General features: G+C 58.8%; 12 protein-coding genes and 1 tRNA gene. 9 read left to right on the forward strand and 4 right to left on the reverse strand.

From position 1 onward, the window contains the following. Window positions 1–52 precede the first annotated feature (52 nt). Window positions 53–3,832 (reverse strand): multifunctional oxoglutarate decarboxylase/oxoglutarate dehydrogenase thiamine pyrophosphate-binding subunit/dihydrolipoyllysine-residue succinyltransferase subunit, encoded by a 3,780-nt coding sequence (locus DCC27_RS01540; RefSeq protein WP_110110000.1) that lies wholly within the window; start codon window positions 3,830–3,832, stop codon window positions 53–55. A 370-nt stretch (window positions 3,833–4,202) separates the two neighbouring features. On the opposite strand from DCC27_RS01540, the gene DCC27_RS01545 reads away from it, so the two are divergent. The 6 genes from DCC27_RS01545 to DCC27_RS01570 all read left to right on the forward strand — a co-directional run bounded on the left by DCC27_RS01545 (window position 4,203) and on the right by DCC27_RS01570 (window position 11,542). Next, the gene (locus tag DCC27_RS01545) at window positions 4,203–5,672 is read left to right on the forward strand and encodes a GuaB1 family IMP dehydrogenase-related protein (RefSeq protein WP_110110001.1); all 1,470 of its coding nucleotides are present in this window, start codon (window positions 4,203–4,205) and stop codon (window positions 5,670–5,672) included. Window positions 5,673–5,885: 213 nt separating this feature from the next. Then, the gene (locus tag DCC27_RS01550) at window positions 5,886–7,250 is read left to right on the forward strand and encodes a hemolysin family protein (protein WP_110110002.1); all 1,365 of its coding nucleotides are present in this window, start codon (window positions 5,886–5,888) and stop codon (window positions 7,248–7,250) included. Window positions 7,251–7,252: 2 nt separating this feature from the next. Then, entirely contained in the window at window positions 7,253–8,323 is a 1,071-nt protein-coding gene (locus tag DCC27_RS01555; protein ID WP_110100279.1) for a hemolysin family protein, read from the forward strand. Window positions 8,324–8,467: 144 nt separating this feature from the next. Next, window positions 8,468–9,655 (forward strand): metal ABC transporter substrate-binding protein, encoded by a 1,188-nt coding sequence (locus DCC27_RS01560; RefSeq protein ID WP_110110003.1) that lies wholly within the window; start codon window positions 8,468–8,470, stop codon window positions 9,653–9,655. A gap of 61 nt (window positions 9,656–9,716) precedes the next feature. Further along, window positions 9,717–10,679, forward strand: coding sequence for a metal ABC transporter permease (locus DCC27_RS01565; protein ID WP_110100404.1), 963 nt, complete (start codon window positions 9,717–9,719; stop codon window positions 10,677–10,679). Further along, window positions 10,676–11,542: a metal ABC transporter ATP-binding protein gene (locus DCC27_RS01570; protein ID WP_110110004.1), complete on the forward strand. Its 867-nt coding sequence runs from the start codon at window positions 10,676–10,678 to the stop codon at window positions 11,540–11,542. The genes DCC27_RS01565 and DCC27_RS01570 overlap by 4 nt, the downstream gene beginning before the upstream one ends. Before the next feature lie 2 nt (window positions 11,543–11,544). Here DCC27_RS01570 and DCC27_RS01575 read toward each other — a convergent pair whose 3' ends face one another. Then, a complete protein-coding gene (locus tag DCC27_RS01575) occupies window positions 11,545–11,994 on the reverse strand; it encodes a Fur family transcriptional regulator (protein WP_110100282.1) in 450 nt (149 codons plus the stop codon). 163 nt (window positions 11,995–12,157) lie between these two features. Between DCC27_RS01575 and DCC27_RS01580 the strand changes: the two genes are divergently transcribed. The 3 genes from DCC27_RS01580 to DCC27_RS01590 all read left to right on the forward strand — a co-directional run bounded on the left by DCC27_RS01580 (window position 12,158) and on the right by DCC27_RS01590 (window position 14,341). Next, on the forward strand, window positions 12,158–12,832 hold the full coding sequence (locus tag DCC27_RS01580) for an MBL fold metallo-hydrolase (protein WP_110110005.1): 675 nt from the start codon (window positions 12,158–12,160) through the stop codon (window positions 12,830–12,832). After that, window positions 12,829–13,788 (forward strand): sulfurtransferase, encoded by a 960-nt coding sequence (locus DCC27_RS01585; protein ID WP_110110006.1) that lies wholly within the window; start codon window positions 12,829–12,831, stop codon window positions 13,786–13,788. The genes DCC27_RS01580 and DCC27_RS01585 overlap by 4 nt, the downstream gene beginning before the upstream one ends. Window positions 13,789–13,912: 124 nt before the next feature. After that, window positions 13,913–14,341 carry an HIT family protein gene (locus DCC27_RS01590; RefSeq protein WP_110098652.1) on the forward strand — a complete coding sequence of 143 codons (429 nt, stop codon included), beginning with the start codon at window positions 13,913–13,915 and terminating at the stop codon, window positions 14,339–14,341. Window positions 14,342–14,386: 45 nt separating this feature from the next. Here the strand turns inward: DCC27_RS01590 and hrpA are convergent, their stop codons facing one another. Both hrpA and DCC27_RS01600 read right to left on the reverse strand, forming a co-directional pair. Next, the gene (hrpA, locus tag DCC27_RS01595; RefSeq protein ID WP_110110007.1) at window positions 14,387–18,520 is read right to left on the reverse strand and encodes an ATP-dependent RNA helicase HrpA; all 4,134 of its coding nucleotides are present in this window, start codon (window positions 18,518–18,520) and stop codon (window positions 14,387–14,389) included. 99 nt (window positions 18,521–18,619) lie between these two features. Then, window positions 18,620–18,695 (reverse strand) — tRNA-Arg (locus tag DCC27_RS01600). Between the last annotated feature and the right edge of the window lie 27 nt (window positions 18,696–18,722).

An 18,722-nucleotide genomic window follows, 5' to 3' on the forward strand; every position in this document is an offset into this window, starting at 1 on the left:
AACCCGGTGATGGGAAGGTGAGACACGTGCCGTAGCTGGTCAGCAGGAGAACTTACTTTCCGAAGACCTCGTCGAGCAGTTCTTCCAGCTCCTGATCGTGCCGCGGCTTGCTGCCGGCTGCCGGGGAGGCCGAGGCTGGACGGGAGATGACGTTAATCTCGCGATCCAGTTCGGGGGCCAGGTTGACGGCCATGAACGGCCACGGCCCCTGGTTCTCCGGCTCATCCTGAACCCAGGTGAGATTTGCCTCGGGATACTTCTTCAGTTCTTCCTGGATCTCCTGGGTCGGCAACGGGTACAGCTGCTCGACGCGGACGATCGCGGTGGAATAATCCTCGTTCTTGGTGCGACGATCCAGCAGATCGTAGTAGAGACGACCCGAGACCAGCAGAACGCGTTGGGCGTTGGAGCCAATCTTGTCGTCTCCCATGACCGGACGGAAACCGTGCTGAGTGAAGTCGGCGATCTCCGAGCTGGCTTCACGGCGACGTAGTAGCTGCTTCGGGGTGAACACGATCAGCGGACGCCGTGGCGTGGAGTAAGCCTGCTCACGTAACAGGTGGAAGTGGTTGGCACCAAAGGAAGGCTGGACCACACGCATGTTGTGCTGTGCGCACAGCTGTAGGTAGCGCTCGATACGCGCCGAGGAGTGGTCAGGACCCTGTCCTTCGTAGCCGTGTGGTAGCAACATCACCAAGGAGGAGTGCTGACTCCACTTCTGTTCGGACGAGGAGATGAACTCATCCACAACGGTTTGAGCACCGTTGGCGAAGTCACCGAACTGGGCTTCCCACGCCACCAGCGCGTCGGGACGCTCCACGGAGTAGCCATATTCAAAACCAACGCAGGCAAACTCGCTCAGTGGCGAGTTGTAGATCCAGAACTTCGCCTGGTCCTCAGACAGGTTGGCCAGCGGGGTCCATTCGTCGTTGGTTTCGCGGTCGTAGAACACGGCATGGCGCTGTACGAATGTACCGCGTCGGGTGTCCTGACCGGTCACGCGCACCGGTGTACCTTCCATGAGGAGAGAACCGAAGGCCAGCAGTTCGGCAAAGCCCCAGTCGATGTCGCCGTCGACCGACATCTTCGCGCGCTTTTCCAGCATCGACTTGAGTTTCTTGTGAACGGTGAATCCTTCGGGGTACTCCGTGTGGGCTTCTCCGATCCGGCGCAACACTTCTTCGGAAATAGCGGTCTTTTCCGGAACGTATTCTTCGCTGGTTTCGTGAGAACCGTGCGCTGAACCCAAGATCGGGATCGGGGAGGTTTCGGCTTCGCCAATTTCGGCGAAGGCCCGCTCCAGACGATCCTTATAGTCCTGCATGGCCGAGTCGGCTTCTTCCTGAGTGATATCGCCACGACCGACCAGCGTCTCGACGTAGAGCTTACGGACCGAGCGCTTATTTTCGATCAGGTTGTACATCCGCGGCTGAGTCATCGAGGGGTCGTCACCCTCGTTGTGACCACGACGGCGGTAGCTGACCAGGTCGATCACAATGTCCTTGTGGAACCGCTCGCGGTAGTCGTAGGCCAGCTTGGCCACGTGCACCACGGATTCGGGATCGTCACCGTTGACGTGGAAGACCGGAGCGTTGACCGACTTGGCCACATCGGTGGCGTAGGTGGAGGAACGTCCTTGGGAGGGAGGAGTGGTGAAACCAACCTGGTTGTTGACGACCACGTGGATGGTACCCCCCGTACGGTATCCCCGCAATTGCGAGAGGGCGAAGGTTTCGTACACCACGCCCTGGCCGGCCATGGCGGCGTCACCGTGGACCAAAATCGGCATCACCGAGTAGGAAGTCGGTGAGTCAGAACCGCGGTCCAGACGATCCTGCTTGGCGCGCACGATACCCTCCAGTACCGGGTCAGCAGCCTCCAAGTGGGAGGGGTTAGCAGCCAGCGACACCTTGGTGGTGTTGCCGTTATAGGAGGTGAAGGTTCCTCCGGTACCGAGGTGATACTTCACGTCACCAGAGCCCTGCACGGTTTCCGGATCGATATTGCCGGTGAACTCGCGGAAGACCTGGGTGTAGGTCTTACCGGCGATATTGGTCAGCACGTTCAACCGGCCCCGGTGCGCCATAGCAATAGCGACCTCGTCGAGACCATCATCGGCGGCATCACCGATGGCAGCGTCCAACAGAGCGATCAGTGACTCACTGCCCTCCAAGGAGAACCGCTTCTGGCCGACGAATTTGGTCTGCAAGAAGGTTTCAAACGCTTCGGCGGCGTTAAGACGGCTGAGAATGTGTAGCTGCTCTTCCCGACTGGGCTTGGAGTAGGGGTGCTCCAGCTTGTCCTGGAACCACTCACGCTCTTCGGGGGAGTCAATGTGCATGTACTCCACACCGGTATTGCGACAATAAGCATCGCGCAAAACGCCCAGAATATCGCGTAACAGCATCGAGCTTTTGCCACCGAAGTTTCCGGTTGCCCAAGAACGATCCAGATCCCACAGCGTCAGTCCGTGCTGGATAATGTCCAAGTCCGGGTGGGTGCGCATCCGGTACTCGAGCGGGTCCACATCGGCCATCAAGTGACCGCGGGTCCGGTAAGCGGCGATCAGCTGCTGGATGCGGGCGACCTTGCCGATTTCGTCAACGGGGTTGACCTGCACGTCGGGCTTCCAACGCACTGGCTCGTACGGAATACGCAAGGTCTTGAAGATCTCGTCGTAGAAGCCATCGGCGCCCAACAAGTACTGGTGCACGTCGTTGAGGAAGGCTCCAGAGGCAGCGCCCTGGATGACACGGTGATCGTAGGTCGAGGTCAAAGTCAAGGTCTTAGACACCGCCCACCTCGACAACACTTCCTGCGAGGTGCCCTGGAAGGCCGCCGGGTAGTTCAGAGCGCCAACACCAATGATGGCGGCCTGACCCTCCGACAGGCGGGGCACCGAGTGTACGGTTCCGATACCACCGGGGTTGGTTAGCGAGACGGTGGTCCCGGAGTGGTCGTCCAGCGTGAGCTTGTTGTTGCGAGCCTTGGAGACGAGCTCTTCATAAGCTTCCCAGAACTCGCGGAAGTTCATCGACTCGACCTTTTTGATGCTGGGCTGAACCAGCACGCGCGACCCATCGTCCTGGGGCAGGTCGATGGCCAGGCCGAAATTGATGTGTGCGGGCTGGACTGCGTACTTCTTATTGCCTTCTTCGCGGTACAGCGTGTTCATGCCCGGGTTTTTGACCAGGGCCTTGATGACGGCATACCCGATCAGGTGGGTGAACGAGACCTTGCCACCGCGTGCACGCTTCAGGCTGTTGTTGATCACCACGCGGTTATCAATGAGCGCCTTGACCGGCACATCGCGCACGGTGGTCGCTGTCGGCATCGACAGCGAGGCGTTCATGTTGGAAGCAATGGCCTTGGTGGCACCTTTGAGCTGGGTCCACGTGTCCTCACCCTGGTGGGACTCCTCGTGCTTCTTCTGCTTGGACTTCGGGGGCTCGGACGGGATGGCCTTTTCGCTGGAGCCCTCAGCCCGACGAACCTTCGGGCCGGAAGACTTTGAGGAGGAAGGCGAAGACGAAGAAGAGGACGACGATGCGGAGGATTGAGAGTTCGATTCCTTCTTGGTCGTTGACGTTGCGCTCGACTTCGTCGACGCGTTTTTCTGCTGTGGTTGAGCAGAGCGTGAGGTGCCCTTATCGCTGTCACCACCATGCCGTTTCTGTTGTGTTGCTGCAGTTCCTTCAAGGCGAGCGAAGATCTCGGCCCACTTGGGGTCCACAGATGAACGATCGGCCTTGTACTTTTCGTATATATCCGCCACTAGCCATTCATTGCCGGGGAACTCTTCTGACAGCTGGGCCGATGTCAGTTCTGGCACGGTGAAAGCCTCTTCCGTAGTCAGTATGTGTTGGGGCGAGACGCTCTCAACGGGTGGCTGAGAAACAGTCCGCCACGTGTATTGTTCAGCTCTCTGCGCAGGTGCCTGCGGGCATGTCATCGTCCGCGACACCGTGCCGAAAGCACGTTCTTTCATCATAGCTGTGATCGCGTCACGTAAGCCACAGCCAGGAGGTACTGTCCGACGAAGAAGTCAGGCTGTTTGCCAACAGCGCAAGTTCTAGACAATGGCGGTTTCACGGGCCCGAATAGCGGGATAAACCGGGGCAGCTGAAAAACGTGGTGCTCGCCCCAGGGATTATCGGTGTGGTGAGGTGGAGAGATGATGTGCGGTAGATCATGATAGAGGTATGCAGTTTTTAACCCAACCTCGGACTGATCTGACTTATTCAGATGTTTTCCTTGTTCCCTCCCGGTCTGAGATTACGTCTCGGACCGCTGTTGATATCTCGGCCCAGGACGGCACGGGCTCGCAGATACCGGTGGTGGCAGCGAATATGAACGCGGTCACTGGTCGGCGGATGGCGGAGACGATTGCCCGGCGCGGCGGGCTCGGCGTGCTCCCACAGGATCTGCCCCTGGATGAGGTTGCCTCAGTGACGTCCTGGATCAAATCTCGCCACCCGATCTTCGAGACCCCATTGTGGGTCACCCCGCAGGATCGGGTGTTGGACGTGCTGCATTTGTCGGCCAAACGCAATCATCCGGCCGTTGCTGTCATTGATGACCCCGAGAGCCGGACCTTCCGTGGTGTGGTGCTGGTGACCGACGTCGAAGGTGTTGACCACTTCACCTCAGTATCTGAACTGATGCGTGCACCGGTGATGACCTTAGGCGCTGACGAGCTTCCTGCCGTTAGCACTCCCATGGCGGAACGCGCTGACGTTCTCAGTGAGCTATATCAGCGGATGCACCAAGCCCAGGTCGACTACGCTCCGGTCCTGGATGGGGACCGGCTTGTCGGGGTGATGACACTGTCCGGTGTACTTCGCTCCAGCCTCTACGCTCCGGGCGTTGACGATCAGCAACGCCTTCACGTCGCTGCCGCCATCGGCGTCAATGGTGATGTTAAAGGCAAGGCCGAAGCATTGGTGGAATCCGGTGTTGATTGTCTTGTGGTGGACACCGCACATGGTCACCAACAGAAAATGCTTGATGCCTTGAGCCAGGTTTCGCACCTAAAGGTGCCCGTGGTCGCCGGAAACGTTGTCACCGCAGATGGCACCAATGACCTGATCGATGCTGGGGCCGACATTATTAAGGTCGGTGTGGGTCCCGGGGCGATGTGCACCACCCGGATGATGACCGCAGTGGGGCGTCCTCAGCTCTCGGCGGTACTGGAATGTGCAGCAGCCGCGCGCGCTCGCGGGGCCTCGGTCTGGGCCGATGGAGGAGTAAAGCATCCCCGTGATGTGGCTCTTGCTTTGGCGGCTGGCGCCTCGCAGGTCATGATCGGCTCCTGGTTTTCAGGTACCTACGAATCTCCGGGAGACATGGTAGTGGACTCCTCGGGGCGTAAATATAAGGAAAACTTCGGGATGGCCTCGTCCCGGGCCGTCTCGGCACGCACCCGGGAAGATTCCGCCTACGAGCGCGCTCGTAAAGCGTTGTTTGAAGAGGGTATTTCCGGGTCGAAAATGTACATTGATCCCGACCATCCTTCGGTGGAGGACCTGCTGGATAGGATCACCTCGGGTGTGCGATCTTCGATGACCTATGCCGGCGCCTCAACACTGGAAGAATTCCACGAGCGCGCGGTCTTTGGAGTGCAGTCGGCCTCCGGGTACGAAGAAGGACGGGCAGTGGCTCAATCTTGGTAGCCCCGGCTGGTGGCCCTGTTGGTTGCGGGCAGGGCCACCGCAACCAGAATCAGTGCTTATACTGTACTTATCATGCATAGATCCCCGCGTAAAAACTCTCACCGGGCAACGCAGCAGTCCGCCCGCGGATCGGAGCCTTCTAGTTGGCCGTGCGTGCCTCATGCTCTGATCCTGTCGGTGACCACCGTCCTACAAGGGTGGCGGTGATTTTTGATGGAATGGTTACTTTTCGGACTTGGCTTACTGCTGATCGGTGGTAACGGCTTTTTTGTGTCCGTGGAGTTCTCCATGATTTCCTTGGATGTTCCGACCGTGCAACGCATGGTCGATAACGGCAACCGCAAAGCCATTCCCCTGCTGAAATGCCTGAAGTCACTCTCCACCCAGTTGTCGAGTTGTCAGCTGGGGATCACGTTGACCACGCTATTGACCGGTTACGTTATGGAACCGGCACTGGGCACCATTCTGGAAACCCCGATGCAGACCTTGGGACTACCCGATGCGGTCTCTTCCTCGGTCTCGCTGCTGATCTCTATGGTGATCGCGACAATCCTGTCGATGCTGATGGGAGAGCTGGTCCCCAAGAACCTGTCGATCGCGAAGGCCCTGGATGTCGGGCTCACGGTGGCTCGGGCACAGCTGATTTTCACCGCGATTTTCAAGCCGGTGATTCTGCTACTCAACGGCTTTGCGAACCGCGTGCTCAAAACCCTGGGGCTGGAAGCTGAAGAGGAGATTTCCGGGGCTCGGACCCCCGAGGAACTTTCCTCCTTGGTTCGTCGCTCCGCGGAAATGGGCACACTCGACGGGGACACCGCGCTCTTTGTGGACCGCACATTGCGTTTCGCTGACCGCACCGCCGCCGATGTGATGACACCGCGCATGAGAGTTGAAACTGTGGAGGTCGACCAATCGCTGTTGGAAGTCATCGATGCTGCCCGGCGAACCGGCGTCTCTCGGTTCCCGGTGATTGAGGATTCTGCCGACACGATTCGTGGCGTGTTGCACGTGAAGAAAGCAATCGCCGTTCCCAAAGACCAACGTGGTGACATGGTGGCTGCCGATATCATGACCGATTTGGCTAGGGTTCCAGAAACCATGCACCTCGATTCGCTGTTGACTGAACTGCGCGCGGTGAGTCTGCAGATGGTTGTCGTCGTTGATGAATACGGTGGCACCGCCGGTATCGTGACACTAGAAGATCTCGTGGAAGAAATCGTTGGAGAGGTTTCGGACGAACACGACAAAATTCGTCCGGGAGTGTTGCAGACCGCATCGGGGCACTGGTTCTTCCCTGCACTGTTGCGTCCCGACGAATTGGTGGCTCAGATTCCAGAATTAAAAGTTCCCGAAAACGGCGCCTATGAAACCGTTGGCGGGTTCATCATGGCCGCCCTGGGGCGTGTGCCCGATATCGGGGATCAGGTGACCCTCGATGACGGCACTGTAGAAGTCATCAAAATGGACGGTCGCCGAGTCGACCGTTTGAAATATATCCCGGCGGTTCCGGATACCTCTAAAACGAAGACGGGTACCTCAATGTCAGGCGCTCCTTCCGTAGAGGCGGGTGAGAGCTAACGATGGATGAGCACGTCTCAGGTATCATCTGGCTCGTTGTTCTCTTGCTGGGCAACGCTTTCTTTGTGTCCGGTGAGTTTGCGGTCATGGGTGCCCGGCGCTCGCAGATTGAACCTAAGGCCGAAAACGGGTCAAAGCTGGCCAATACCGCCCTGTATGCGATGGAACACGTCACCCACATTCTGGCGGTCTGTCAGCTGGGCATTACGGTTTGTTCGCTGCTGATCCTCAATGTCTCCGAACCGGCTATCCACCATCTGTTTAGTATTCCGCTGCAGGCTACTGGACTCCCTGATCCGGTCGCCGATACCACCGCCTTTATCTTGGCGTTGTTGATCGTGACCTTCTTGCACGTGACTTTTGGTGAGATGGTGCCCAAAAATGCGGCTGTGACCCTGGCCGATCGGGCGATTCTGGTGCTTGCTGTACCGCTGGTGGCCCTGGACAAAGTATTACGTCCGCTGGTGTTGTTTTTGAACTTTGCGGCCAATGTCGTGCTGAAATTGTTCAAAGTCGAACCCCAAGACGAGGTCAACTCGACCTATACCTTGGAAGAGGTCCAATCCATCGTTGAAGAATCCACGCGTTCCGGGCTCTTAGACGACAACACCGGTTTACTCTCGGGCGCCCTGGAATTCTCTGACTACACCGCGGAACAAGTCATGCTTCCTTTGGACGATGTCATCACCCTGCCCCTGGGTTCCTCGGCGGAGGATTTCGACGACGCGGTGCGCCACACCGGGTTCTCTCGGTTCCTGATTGAAGACACCAACGACGGAGCCTATCTCGGCTACTTGCACCTGAAAGACGTGATGACCGTCCCAGAATTCCGCTACGAGGACCCGCTACCTCTATCAAAGATCCGATCGATGTCGAATGTGGCAGCCAGCGAAGAGATCGAAGATGCTCTGGAAGTGATGCAGCGCACCGGTTCGCACGTCGCGCGCGTGATTTCGCCGCAAGGAGAAACCATCGGTGTGCTGTTCCTTGAGGACGTCCTGGAAGTGCTGGTGGGTGAAATTCACGACGCTACTCAGCCCACGTCCGCCACTGACACGTCACAGTCCTCTTGAGGGCTTGACGAGGGTTGTTTTCTGATAATGAGAACTGTTTTCAATATGATAGTGTGTTCACGACTGGATACGAACCCCTCCATGAAGATGGTGCGGGGACTGTTTTATTTGTCAGATTGACGTGATTTCAGGAGGACACAGCATATGCGTCGCGATCACATTAACCTGCGCTCGCCTCATCGCCGGGCTGCTATGGCCCTCGGCTCACTGGGTATTATTGCTGCTCTCGGGTTGAGTGCCTGCTCCAACGACAACGCCGATTCTGAGGACAACGCCGGGCAAGGAGAACAGAAAGAGGGACTGTCGGTCGTTGCTACCACGACCCAGGTTGGTTCCATTACCTCACAAATTACTGATTGCGCCGGTGGTGAAACCCAGGTCCTGATGGGCCCCGGTGATGACCCGCACCAGTTCTCGCTATCTTCCAAGCAGGTCACCGATGTTGTCGATGCAGACCTGGTGGTTTCCGTCGGCTTGGGCCTCGAAGCCGCTATGCAGGATTCTCTGGACAACGCGGAATCCGATGGTGCTGACATCTACGAGGTGGGTGAAGAGCTCGAGCCACTACCGATCGGCGATGATCATGTGCACAATGACGGCCACGATCATGATCATGGCGATGAAGAGCACGACCATGATCACGACCATGATCACGAACATGGCCATGGCGATGAAGAGCACGGCCATGATCACGACCATGATCATGGTGATGAAGAGCACGACCATGATCACGACCATGACCATGGTGATGAAGAGCACGACCATGATCACGACCATGATCATGGTGATGAAGATCCGCACGTGTGGATGGACGTATCTCGGATGGCTACCGCAGCCGAGCTGATCGGTGATCAGCTGGCTGAGCACACTGACGATCAGGAGCTGGCCGAGCAGTACACCAGTTGCGCCAGCGATGTTAAGGCTGACCTTGAGGAAACCGATCAAGAGGTTCGCGATATCCTCGACGAGATCGAGACTGACGAGCCCTCCTTGGTCACCGACCACGCAGCCTACCAGTACTTTGCTGATGCGTATGGTTTCGAGATTCGCGGTATCGTGATTCCTGGTGGTTCCACCGACGCGGAGCCTTCCAGCGCTGCATTGAGTGAACTTGCTCAGGTGCTAGAAGACGAAGACGCCGACGCCGCTGTGACCGATAAGCTTAGCCCCAATCCGACGTTGGAAGGACTGGCTGAAGACCACGGCGAAGTTCCGCTGATCCACCTGTACGAAGGTGGATTGGGTGAGCCCGATTCGGAAGCATCTACCTATCAGGACGCTATGATCTACAACGCAGAACAGTTGCGTGATGGATTGAACGGCGAGCAGTAGCCTTCCTCGCGCAACTGCGTGCCGGTGTTCAGGTGGTAACTCAAGAGAGGTGATCGACGGCGTGGAATGGTTGTTAGACCCGTTTGCGCTCGGATTCCAGCAACGCGCTCTCATCGGTGGCATGCTGGCTGCGGTGATGAGTGCCGTGGTTGGCGTGTGGCTGGTCTTGCGCGGGATGAGTTTCTTCGGCGACGCGTTCGTCCACGCCGTCGTTCCCGGCATTGCCGCCTCGGTGATTTTCGGTTTTTCACCTTACCTGGGGGCCGGGATTGCCGCGGTGGTGATGGTCACCGGAATGGAGCTGGTCCACCGCACCACCAGCTTGAAAGAGGACACCTCCATCGGGTTGTTATTTGTCGGCATGTTGGGCCTCGGTGTGGTGATGATTTCTACGCTCGAGTCTTTCGCCGGCTCGTTGACCACCATTCTGTTTGGTGATGCCTTGGGCGTCAGTCGCCAAGACATTATCGCTCAGTCAGTATTCTTGGTGGTCGTCGTGCTGATGTCCCTCATGCTTTATCGACCCTTGTTAGCGTTGAGCTTCTCGCCGCTGAAAGCCAAGTCCTTGGGAATGCGACCACAGCTGACCCACTGGTTGTTGTTGATCATGATTGCCGGAGCTGTGATCGGCAGTTTCCAAGCGGTGGGAACGGTGCTGGTATTCGGTCTCCTCGTCGGACCGGCAGCCACTGCGGCATTGCTGACCCGTAGCGTGCCCCAAATGATGCTGGTCTCGGTGCTCATTGGGGTTACCTCGGTGGCTACCGGACTCATTATTAGCTACCACGCGGACACCGCTGCCTCTGCCACGATGGCAATGGTTCCCATCGTATTGTTCTTTGTGGTCCTAGCAATTCGAGATATCGTTCGCCGGATCCGCTCCCGGGCGTTGCGTTCGGAGTACGGCCCCGAGGACCCCGATGCTCCCGAGGCGGAGCCGGCTTTGTTGGCAGCTCAACACCCGGTGGCCAATCAGACGAGCACCCAACCGACCATGGCCCACGTCAAAGGTCCGAACGCATGATTTCACCATCGACAACGCACGCTTCGACCGCGCCGAACCAACGACTCCTTGTCCAGGCCCGGGACATCAAACTGGCCTATGGTCAGTATGTCGCCGTGGACCGGTCGAGTTTTCACATACCCGCCGGAGCCATTACCGCGGTGATAGGACCAAACGGGTCTGGTAAATCCACCTTGTTGCAGGCGATCGCCGGTGTTTTGCCGGTGGCTGCCGGTGAACTAACGGTGATGGGCCGCTCACCTGAGAAAATGCGACCACACGTCTCCTTTGTGATGCAGTCGGTGGTCTTTCCGACCGGTACCCCAATTACGGTCAAGGACGTGGTGTCCATGGGGCGCTACCCCCAGACCGGCTGGTTTGGTCTGAGCACCGCGAAGGACCGGGTTGCCGTCGACCGGGCCATGGAGGTCATGGAGATCACCCACCTGAAGAAAAAGCATCTGGAAGAACTGTCCGGCGGTCAGCGTCAGCGCGTGTATGTGGCCCAGGGGATTGCCCAAGGTCATGAGATTCTCGTGCTCGATGAGCCGATGACCGGACTGGACGTCCGCTCGATGAAAGTCATCGACCAGGTGATTCACGAAGAGACCAAACACGGTCATTCCGTGGTGATGACGACGCACGATCTCGATGAGGCTGCTGTGGCCGATTATGTGGTGCTACTCAAAGGAAAGGTGCTGGCTTGTGGCATTCCCAGCGAGGTACTCACGCGCGAGAACCTGGAAACGGCCTACGGATTGGGTGCCCTGCATGATACAGCCAATCTCACCGAAGAGCTGAGTTCCCAGGGGATCGTGGCGTTGCCTCATACCGATAATGACAGCCACGGGCAAGAAAGAGCAGACGAGAATGACCACTCCTAACGCTAAGTTTCGGGTACTGATTCGTTAGTGAGGTTTTCTCGGCCCGCGAGCTGATCGCGCTGACAGTTCGGGCACAACCCGAATATTTCCAAGGTGTGATCCTGGGGGAGATATCCGAACCGACGTGCGGTCTCGTCGGCAACTTGTTCCAATTCGGGAGCCTCAAACTCTTCGGTGGCTTTGCACCGGGTGCACACGACGTGATGGTGGTGTTGAGGGCTAGTGCAGTGACGGTAGAAGGACTCTCCGTCATCACTGGTGAGCAGATCGACGGTTCCGGCTTCAACCTGGGCCTGGAGGACTCGGTAGACGGTCGCCAGCGAGACTTTTTGATCTTGACGCAATAAACCCTGGTGAATGTCTTGAGCCGAAACAAAATCGTCGGTTGCTGAGAGGAACTCCTGGATGGCTTGTTTCTGCCAGGTATTACGCGTTTTCGGCTGATTTGTCATGGCGATGCAACCTCGGGTTTAGGGTGGCGGTGAATATTGGCCGTGAGTAGGAATGATTCCGGGAAATGACAGCGGGTCGTGCCTCGACAGGCATCTGCACAAACACGGCTGTAACAGTTAGTGTAGGAGCGTGGACATTTCAGCTCAAAGTCGCCAGTCCGACATGAAGCTCACAAAGTTTGGGCACTCGTGTGTTCGCCTGGATAGCACCGATCACCGCACCGTGATTGACCCCGGTGGTTTCACCGATGTGATCACCGCAGCTGCTGGAGCGGAGACCATTTTCATCACCCACGAACATCCCGATCATGTTGATGATGAGCTCGTCGTACAGTTGCTGGCCGGGCATTATTCGGTCCGGCTCTACGCGCCCGAAACGGTGATAGAACGACTCTCACACCGCGTTGCAACCGAAAAGCGCGATATTTCCGAACACCGACTTAATGTGATCGCTGCCGGAGACGAGCTAGATTTACCTGGCTTTCACGTGCAAGCCGTGGGTGGCCAGCACGAGATCATTCACCCCCAGATCCCCCAAATCGACAACATCGGCTACGTGCTCAACGGGTCGGTATATCACCCCGGTGATAGCTTCATTGTTCCCGCCGGGGTCGAGATCGATACGCTATGCCTACCGATTAACGCACCCTGGGCGTCGTTGGAAGATACCTTAGACTTCATGATTAGCGTTCGGCCCCGCCAAGCGGTGCCGATCCATGACGGACTGTTGTCAGACAACGGCCACACCATTTATGACAACCAGGTTCAGGCCTTTGCTGAACGCTACGGCATTGAGCTGAATCTCCTAGCCGAAGGCGAACACGCGTGGACTCGATGACATCTTTAGGCCATACTGCCACCGAACAGCGCCCCGCCGCGCTGATCTCAGATCAGGTGCTGTCGTACTGGTTACGCCACGACGACGAGCAACACGTTCAAGAGGACCCCGGAACACAACCGGAAGGATTTGTTGCTACCGACCAAGCCCCGCAGGCCGGGCACCTGGTGATTCTCGATGTGCGCTGGTCGGCAACCGAACCCGGTGAAGGTCATGAACGCTACCGACAAGGGCACATTCCCGGCGCTGTGTTCGTCTCGATGTCCGGGCAACTCTCCGGGCACGGCGCCCCCTCAGAGGGACGTCACCCGCTACCGGATGCTTCCCGCTTCACGGACGCAGTGCGTATGCTGGGCATCAATGACGGCGACACTGTGGTGGTCTACGACGATGTGGCCTCGACCTCTGCTCCCCGCGCCTGGTGGTTGCTCCGCTATGCGGGTATGGAACGTGTTTATGTGCTCGATGGAGGCCTCCATGCCTGGCGTGAGGCCGGTCTGCCGCTGCAGGCCGGAGAAGCGCTGCCAGCGATCGGTAAGGCCCACATCAGCTGGGGCAAAATGCCGGTTGTTGGCACCGAGGAAGTCGAGGCACTAGCAGCTGATGACAACGGCGTGTTGCTCGATGCCCGCGATTACCGTCGGTACACCGGTGAAGAAGAGCCCATCGATCCGGTGGCCGGCCACATCCCCGGAGCCGTCTCAGCCCCCGTATCTGAGCTGACCGATGAGACCGGGCGCTTTTTGCCTGCCCAGAAACTCCGTGAGCATTTCGCCTCCCGTGGCGTCGCACCGGAACATGCAGTGGGTGTTTATTGTGGCTCGGGTGTCACCGCGAGCGCGGAAGTGCTGGCTCTATATATTGCCGGCATGGACGTTGCCCTCTACCCCGGGTCGTTTTCGGCCTGGATTAACGCCGGGGATCGGCCGGTTGCCACCGGTGAGCACCCGTACTGATCCTGGCCGGGTGATCTTGAACACCGTGGCCGAAACGACGAGACTGGACATGAGAGAGTTCGAGCCCGTCTGGCGCTGAGGACCCAGTGGCCAGTTGAGATAGCACGAGACAGGAGTCAGGACAATGTCCACCGTTTTTACCCGCGTCATCAATGGTGAAATCCCCGGCAGGTTCGTGTGGAAAGACGAACGCTGTGTGGGCTTTTTATCCATCGGCCCTATGGCACCCGGGCACACCCTCGTGGTGCCACGAGAAGAAGTGGATGTCTGGACCGACGCTGATCCGGATCTGCTCCAGCACTTGATCACCGTGGCCCAAAATATCGGCGCCGTGATGCCCAAGACCTTCAATGCGGTACGGGCCGGATTGATGATTGCCGGCTATGAGATCCCGCACCTGCACCTGCACGTCTGGCCCTCCAGCTCGTTGGAGGACTTCGACCTCGATAAGGTTGACAACAACCCTGAGCCCGCCGAGATGGACCAGGCCGCCGAGAAACTACGTGCCGCCCTCGTGGAGGCCGGCCACCAGGAATTCATCCCCGAAGCATAAGCGGGGTCGACCACAGCCGGCACCATGCCGGGTGTGGCACAGACCTCAAGGTGAGGGCACGGCCCGTAGTGCAGCACGGACCTTCTTTTCCGACACCGACACGGCCGTGCCCAATTGCTGGGCAAAAAAGCTCACCCGTAGCTCTTGGAGGAGCCAAAACACCTGGCTGAGCTCAACGGGAATGAACCCGGCCTGTGCATAGTCATCCACCCGGCGCTGGTAGGCCTGCTCGAGATCGTGAATGACTTGCATCGACGCCGCGTCGGCCTGGAGACCGTGGGCTGAATTCTGCAATTTCTCAATCCGGACAGTGATGGCCTGGATATAGCGGGGTAGGTGCCGTAGCTGGCGCCACCCGGTTTTCGCCACGAAATGCTCGCCCAGTAACTCATCTAGTTGCGCGCGGATATCGGTCAGCACCGGCGCCATGGTCAAGGACTTAAGTGTCTTGGCATCACGGCGTACGTGGCGAGCTGCGTGCAGCGCCTCGGAGACTACCGCGGTGACCCGAAAGTTTTGGTCTATCACCTCGGCGCGAACCTGCTCGTGCAATTGCTCAAACTGCTGGGCTGAGCGGGGGAGTTGGCTGTGCGAGGCTGGAACCAGCGCATCGATGGACGCGGTGAGACTGTCGGAGACAATCTCTTGCAGATCCGAATGCGGGGCACTGGTGAAGGTTAGCTTCTCCTCGTTGCTGAGGTGGTCGGCAATATAGCGTTGGGTATCGGGTAGCCCAGCCCGGAGCAACGCTACGACGCCGTGACGGTGCACGGATTGTGCCTCGCCCAGCGTTCGCATGATCACCAAATCAGCCCCCACCCCAGTGGTAGCGGGCGATAGCGCCGGGTAACCGGTCACCAGCTGGTGACCGGACCCGGTGGCCACCGGGGTTTGCACCTGTTCGGGGAGCTCGGGGATATCCCAGCGGGTCAACCCTTGCCGTGGCGTGAAGGACTCGGTCACGGTCCGGTCCTGGTCCCGTCGAGGTGGTTGCTTGCCGCTGTTGGATGCTGGCTGCCGTCGGGTGGTGTCCTTCCCGGGGCCAGGGGTGGGGTGCTGAGTGGTCTGAGCGAGGTCCACGCCTTGAGCCTGAGCCGCGCGGGTCAGTGATTCGGCCAGGGCGGTGCGGTTTTCGCCGGCCAGGTCTCGTTGCAACTGCCCGAGGTCTTCACCGACCCCGATGACCGCGCCACGGTGATCCACCACGGAGAACGTCATCCGCAAATGTTCGGGCAGTGCCTCGGGGCGCCACTGGTCCCGGGGCACCTTGACGTGCTTGACATCCAGTAAGACCGCCGAGAGGGCATCGTAGAAGTCATCGGTGAGCGGGTCGTAGTCGCGGTGGAGTATGGCCAGCGCCCGACGTGCGGTATCTGGGGCGGGAACCAACTGCTTGCGTAAGGCCTTCGGCACGTTTTTGATCAGTGCCGTAATCAGCTCTTCGCGTAGCCCGGGAATCAGACAAGCGAAACGGTCGGGGTTCATCCGGTGCAAGATTTCGACCGCGATGGTCACCGTCACGCCGTCAGTTGGCGGTGGCGTGCCGGCGGAGTTGTTCTCGCGACGGGTCTGCGCCAGCGTCGTCGGGGCAAAAGTGTAGTCCAGTGGGAGCTCGAGTTCACCGTGCTCGGTGGGGTGAATCAATACCGAGGGGTATTGTGCGGGATCCAGTTGCTCGGGCTCGACGCGGATCAGGTCCTCGACCGCGATATCGAGCTGGTATTCATCTGTGCGACGTGCTTTTTTCCACCAGCGGTCAAAGTGCCGGGCGGAGACCACCGAGGCTGGGATTCGGGCGTCGTAGAAGGCGAAGAGGTCCTCATCGGAGACTTTCAGATCGTGGCGACGATGTCGGGTCTGCAACTGGTCGACCTCGGCCATCCGCTCCCGGTTGCGCGCAAAGAACCGGTGCCGGGTGTGCCAGTCACCGTCCACCAGCGCGTGGCGGATAAACATCTCACGAGCCAGTTCACGGTTGACCCGGTAGTACTTGATCGGACGGTCGACGGCCACCGGCACACCATAGACGGTGACCCTTTCCCGGGCCATCGCCGAGCCCTGACGGGTGGACCAATAGGGGTCCGAGACGCTGGATTTTGCCAACGGTCCAGCAATCTCTTCGATCCACTCGGGCTCGACTTTGGCCACCTGGCGTGCCCAGAGCCGGGAGGTTTCCACCAGTTCGGCAGCCATGACATAGTCGTGGCGCTTTGTGAACAGTCCGGACCCGGGGAAGATCCGAAATTTGGTGTTACGAGCACCAAGATATTCTTTCGTGCGTTGCTGATAGGTGCCGATCTGACTGAGTAACCCGGTCAGCACCGCCTGGTGGACTGCCTCATGGGTGCCGACCGGATCGACCGGTCCGGCCGAGACTTTCAAGCCCACCCGGTGCGCCATTTCTCGCAACTGCTGAACCAGATCCTGCCATTCACGTACGCGTAGGTAGTTGATGAATTCTCGACGACACATCTTCCGGAACTGATTGCCCGAGAGCTGTTTTTGTTGGGAGCGTAAATACACCCACAGATTTAGCATCGCCGAAAAATCGGAATTCTCATCGGTGAAGCGCGCGTGGGCCTGATCGGCGGCATCTCGTTGGTCGGCTGGGCGCTCGCGGGGGTCTTGGATGGTCATCCCGGCAGCCAGCACCATGACTTCGCGGGCTACCTTATGCTCGTCGGCTGCCAGAATCATCCGCCCCAGACGCGGGTCAATGGGTAATTGCGCTAGGCGACGGCCTAGGGGCGTGATGGTGCCACGGGTAAAGGTGCGGGTGCGCTTCGTGCCGGAGCGGTCGGTGACCTCCACCGGTGCACCGGAGTTCAACGCACCGAGCTCCAGCAATTGCTGAATACCGTCGGTAATTTGGCGGTGCTCGGGCGGTTGCAGGAAGGGGAACTCTTCCAGATCGGTGGGGGTTGTGGCTACGCCGGCGGCTAACATGTCCAGGATCACCGAGGCCAGCGAGGTTCGCAGAATCTCCGGGTCGGTAAATTCAGGGCGCTGGTTGAAATCTTCCTCGGAGTACAAGCGGATGGCCACCCCGGGGCTGGTGCGCCCGGCACGTCCGGCCCGCTGGTTCGCGGACGCCTGGGAAATGCGCTCGACCGGCAGCCGTTGCACCTTCGTGCGCTGGGAGTACCGTGAGATGCGGGCAGTACCGGTATCGATGACGGCCGTGATGCCCGGGACCGTCAGCGAGGTTTCGGCCACGTTGGTCGCCAAGACAATCCGCGGAGCCGAGGTGGAACTGCGCCGGAAGACGCGTTGCTGTTCAGCTAAGGACAACCGCCCGTAGAGGGGAAGAATGTCCGCGTGTTTGAGCCTCGGATGCGAGGAAATGGCAGCCTGGATCACTTCCTTGGCGTCACGGATCTCACGTTCTCCGGGAAAGAACACCAGGGTATCCCCACCGTGGTCGGTACCCAGCTCGAGCACCGCATCGGCCACCGCGCCCAACGGGTCCCGGGCGTCCTCGGCATCATCGGCGTCATCGTCGGGATCATCGGCGATGCGTGGATCGGTCAGTGGCCGGTAGCGGATCTCTACCGGATAGGTTCTGCCCGAGACTTCAATAATGGGGGCCGCTGCACCGGTGGGCGTGGAGAAATGTTCGGCAAAGGACTCCACATCGATGGTCGCTGAGGTGATGATCACCTTGAGATCCTGGCGTTGAGGCAGGATCTTCTTGAGGTAGCCCAGTAAGAAATCAATATTGAGCGATCGTTCGTGAGCTTCGTCGATGATCAGCATTGAGTAGCGGCGCAAGAGCGGATCGTGCTGAATTTCGGCCAGCAAAATGCCGTCGGTCATGACCTTGACTGATGTCTCAGCTGACACCTCAGAGGTGAATCGCACCTGGTAGCCCACGTGTTCACCAACGGTTTCATTCAGCTCCTCGGCGATGCGTTCGGCCACTGACCGGGCGGCAATACGACGTGGCTGGGTGTGCCCAATCATCCCGTGCTGGTCCAGCCCCAGCTCCAGGCACATCTTTGGTAGCTGGGTGGTCTTACCGGACCCGGTTTCGCCGGCGACGATCACCACCTGGTGACCGGCCACCGCGTTCATGATCTGTTGTCGCTGGGAGCTCACCGGAAGATGTTCCGGATAGGTGATGCGCGCTGGAGGCAACAGGGCATCGCCCGTGGAGGACGAAGAAGTGAACGGCGTCATCGTAGTTGGTGATCTCACTTTCGACGATCGCGGGTGGGCAGAAAGGCGGGCATAAAAAAATGCCTACATCCCCGATTCCAGATATCGGGATGTAGGCGGTGGTACCCCCGATAGGATTCGAACCTACGACCTTCTGCTCCGGAGGCAGACGCTCTATCCCCTGAGCTACGGAGGCGGGGCCAGATGATAGGGGCCATCGCCA

The organism is Auritidibacter sp. NML130574 (genome assembly GCF_003185725.2).
Taxonomy (GTDB): Bacteria; Actinomycetota; Actinomycetes; order Actinomycetales; family Micrococcaceae; genus Auritidibacter; species Auritidibacter ignavus.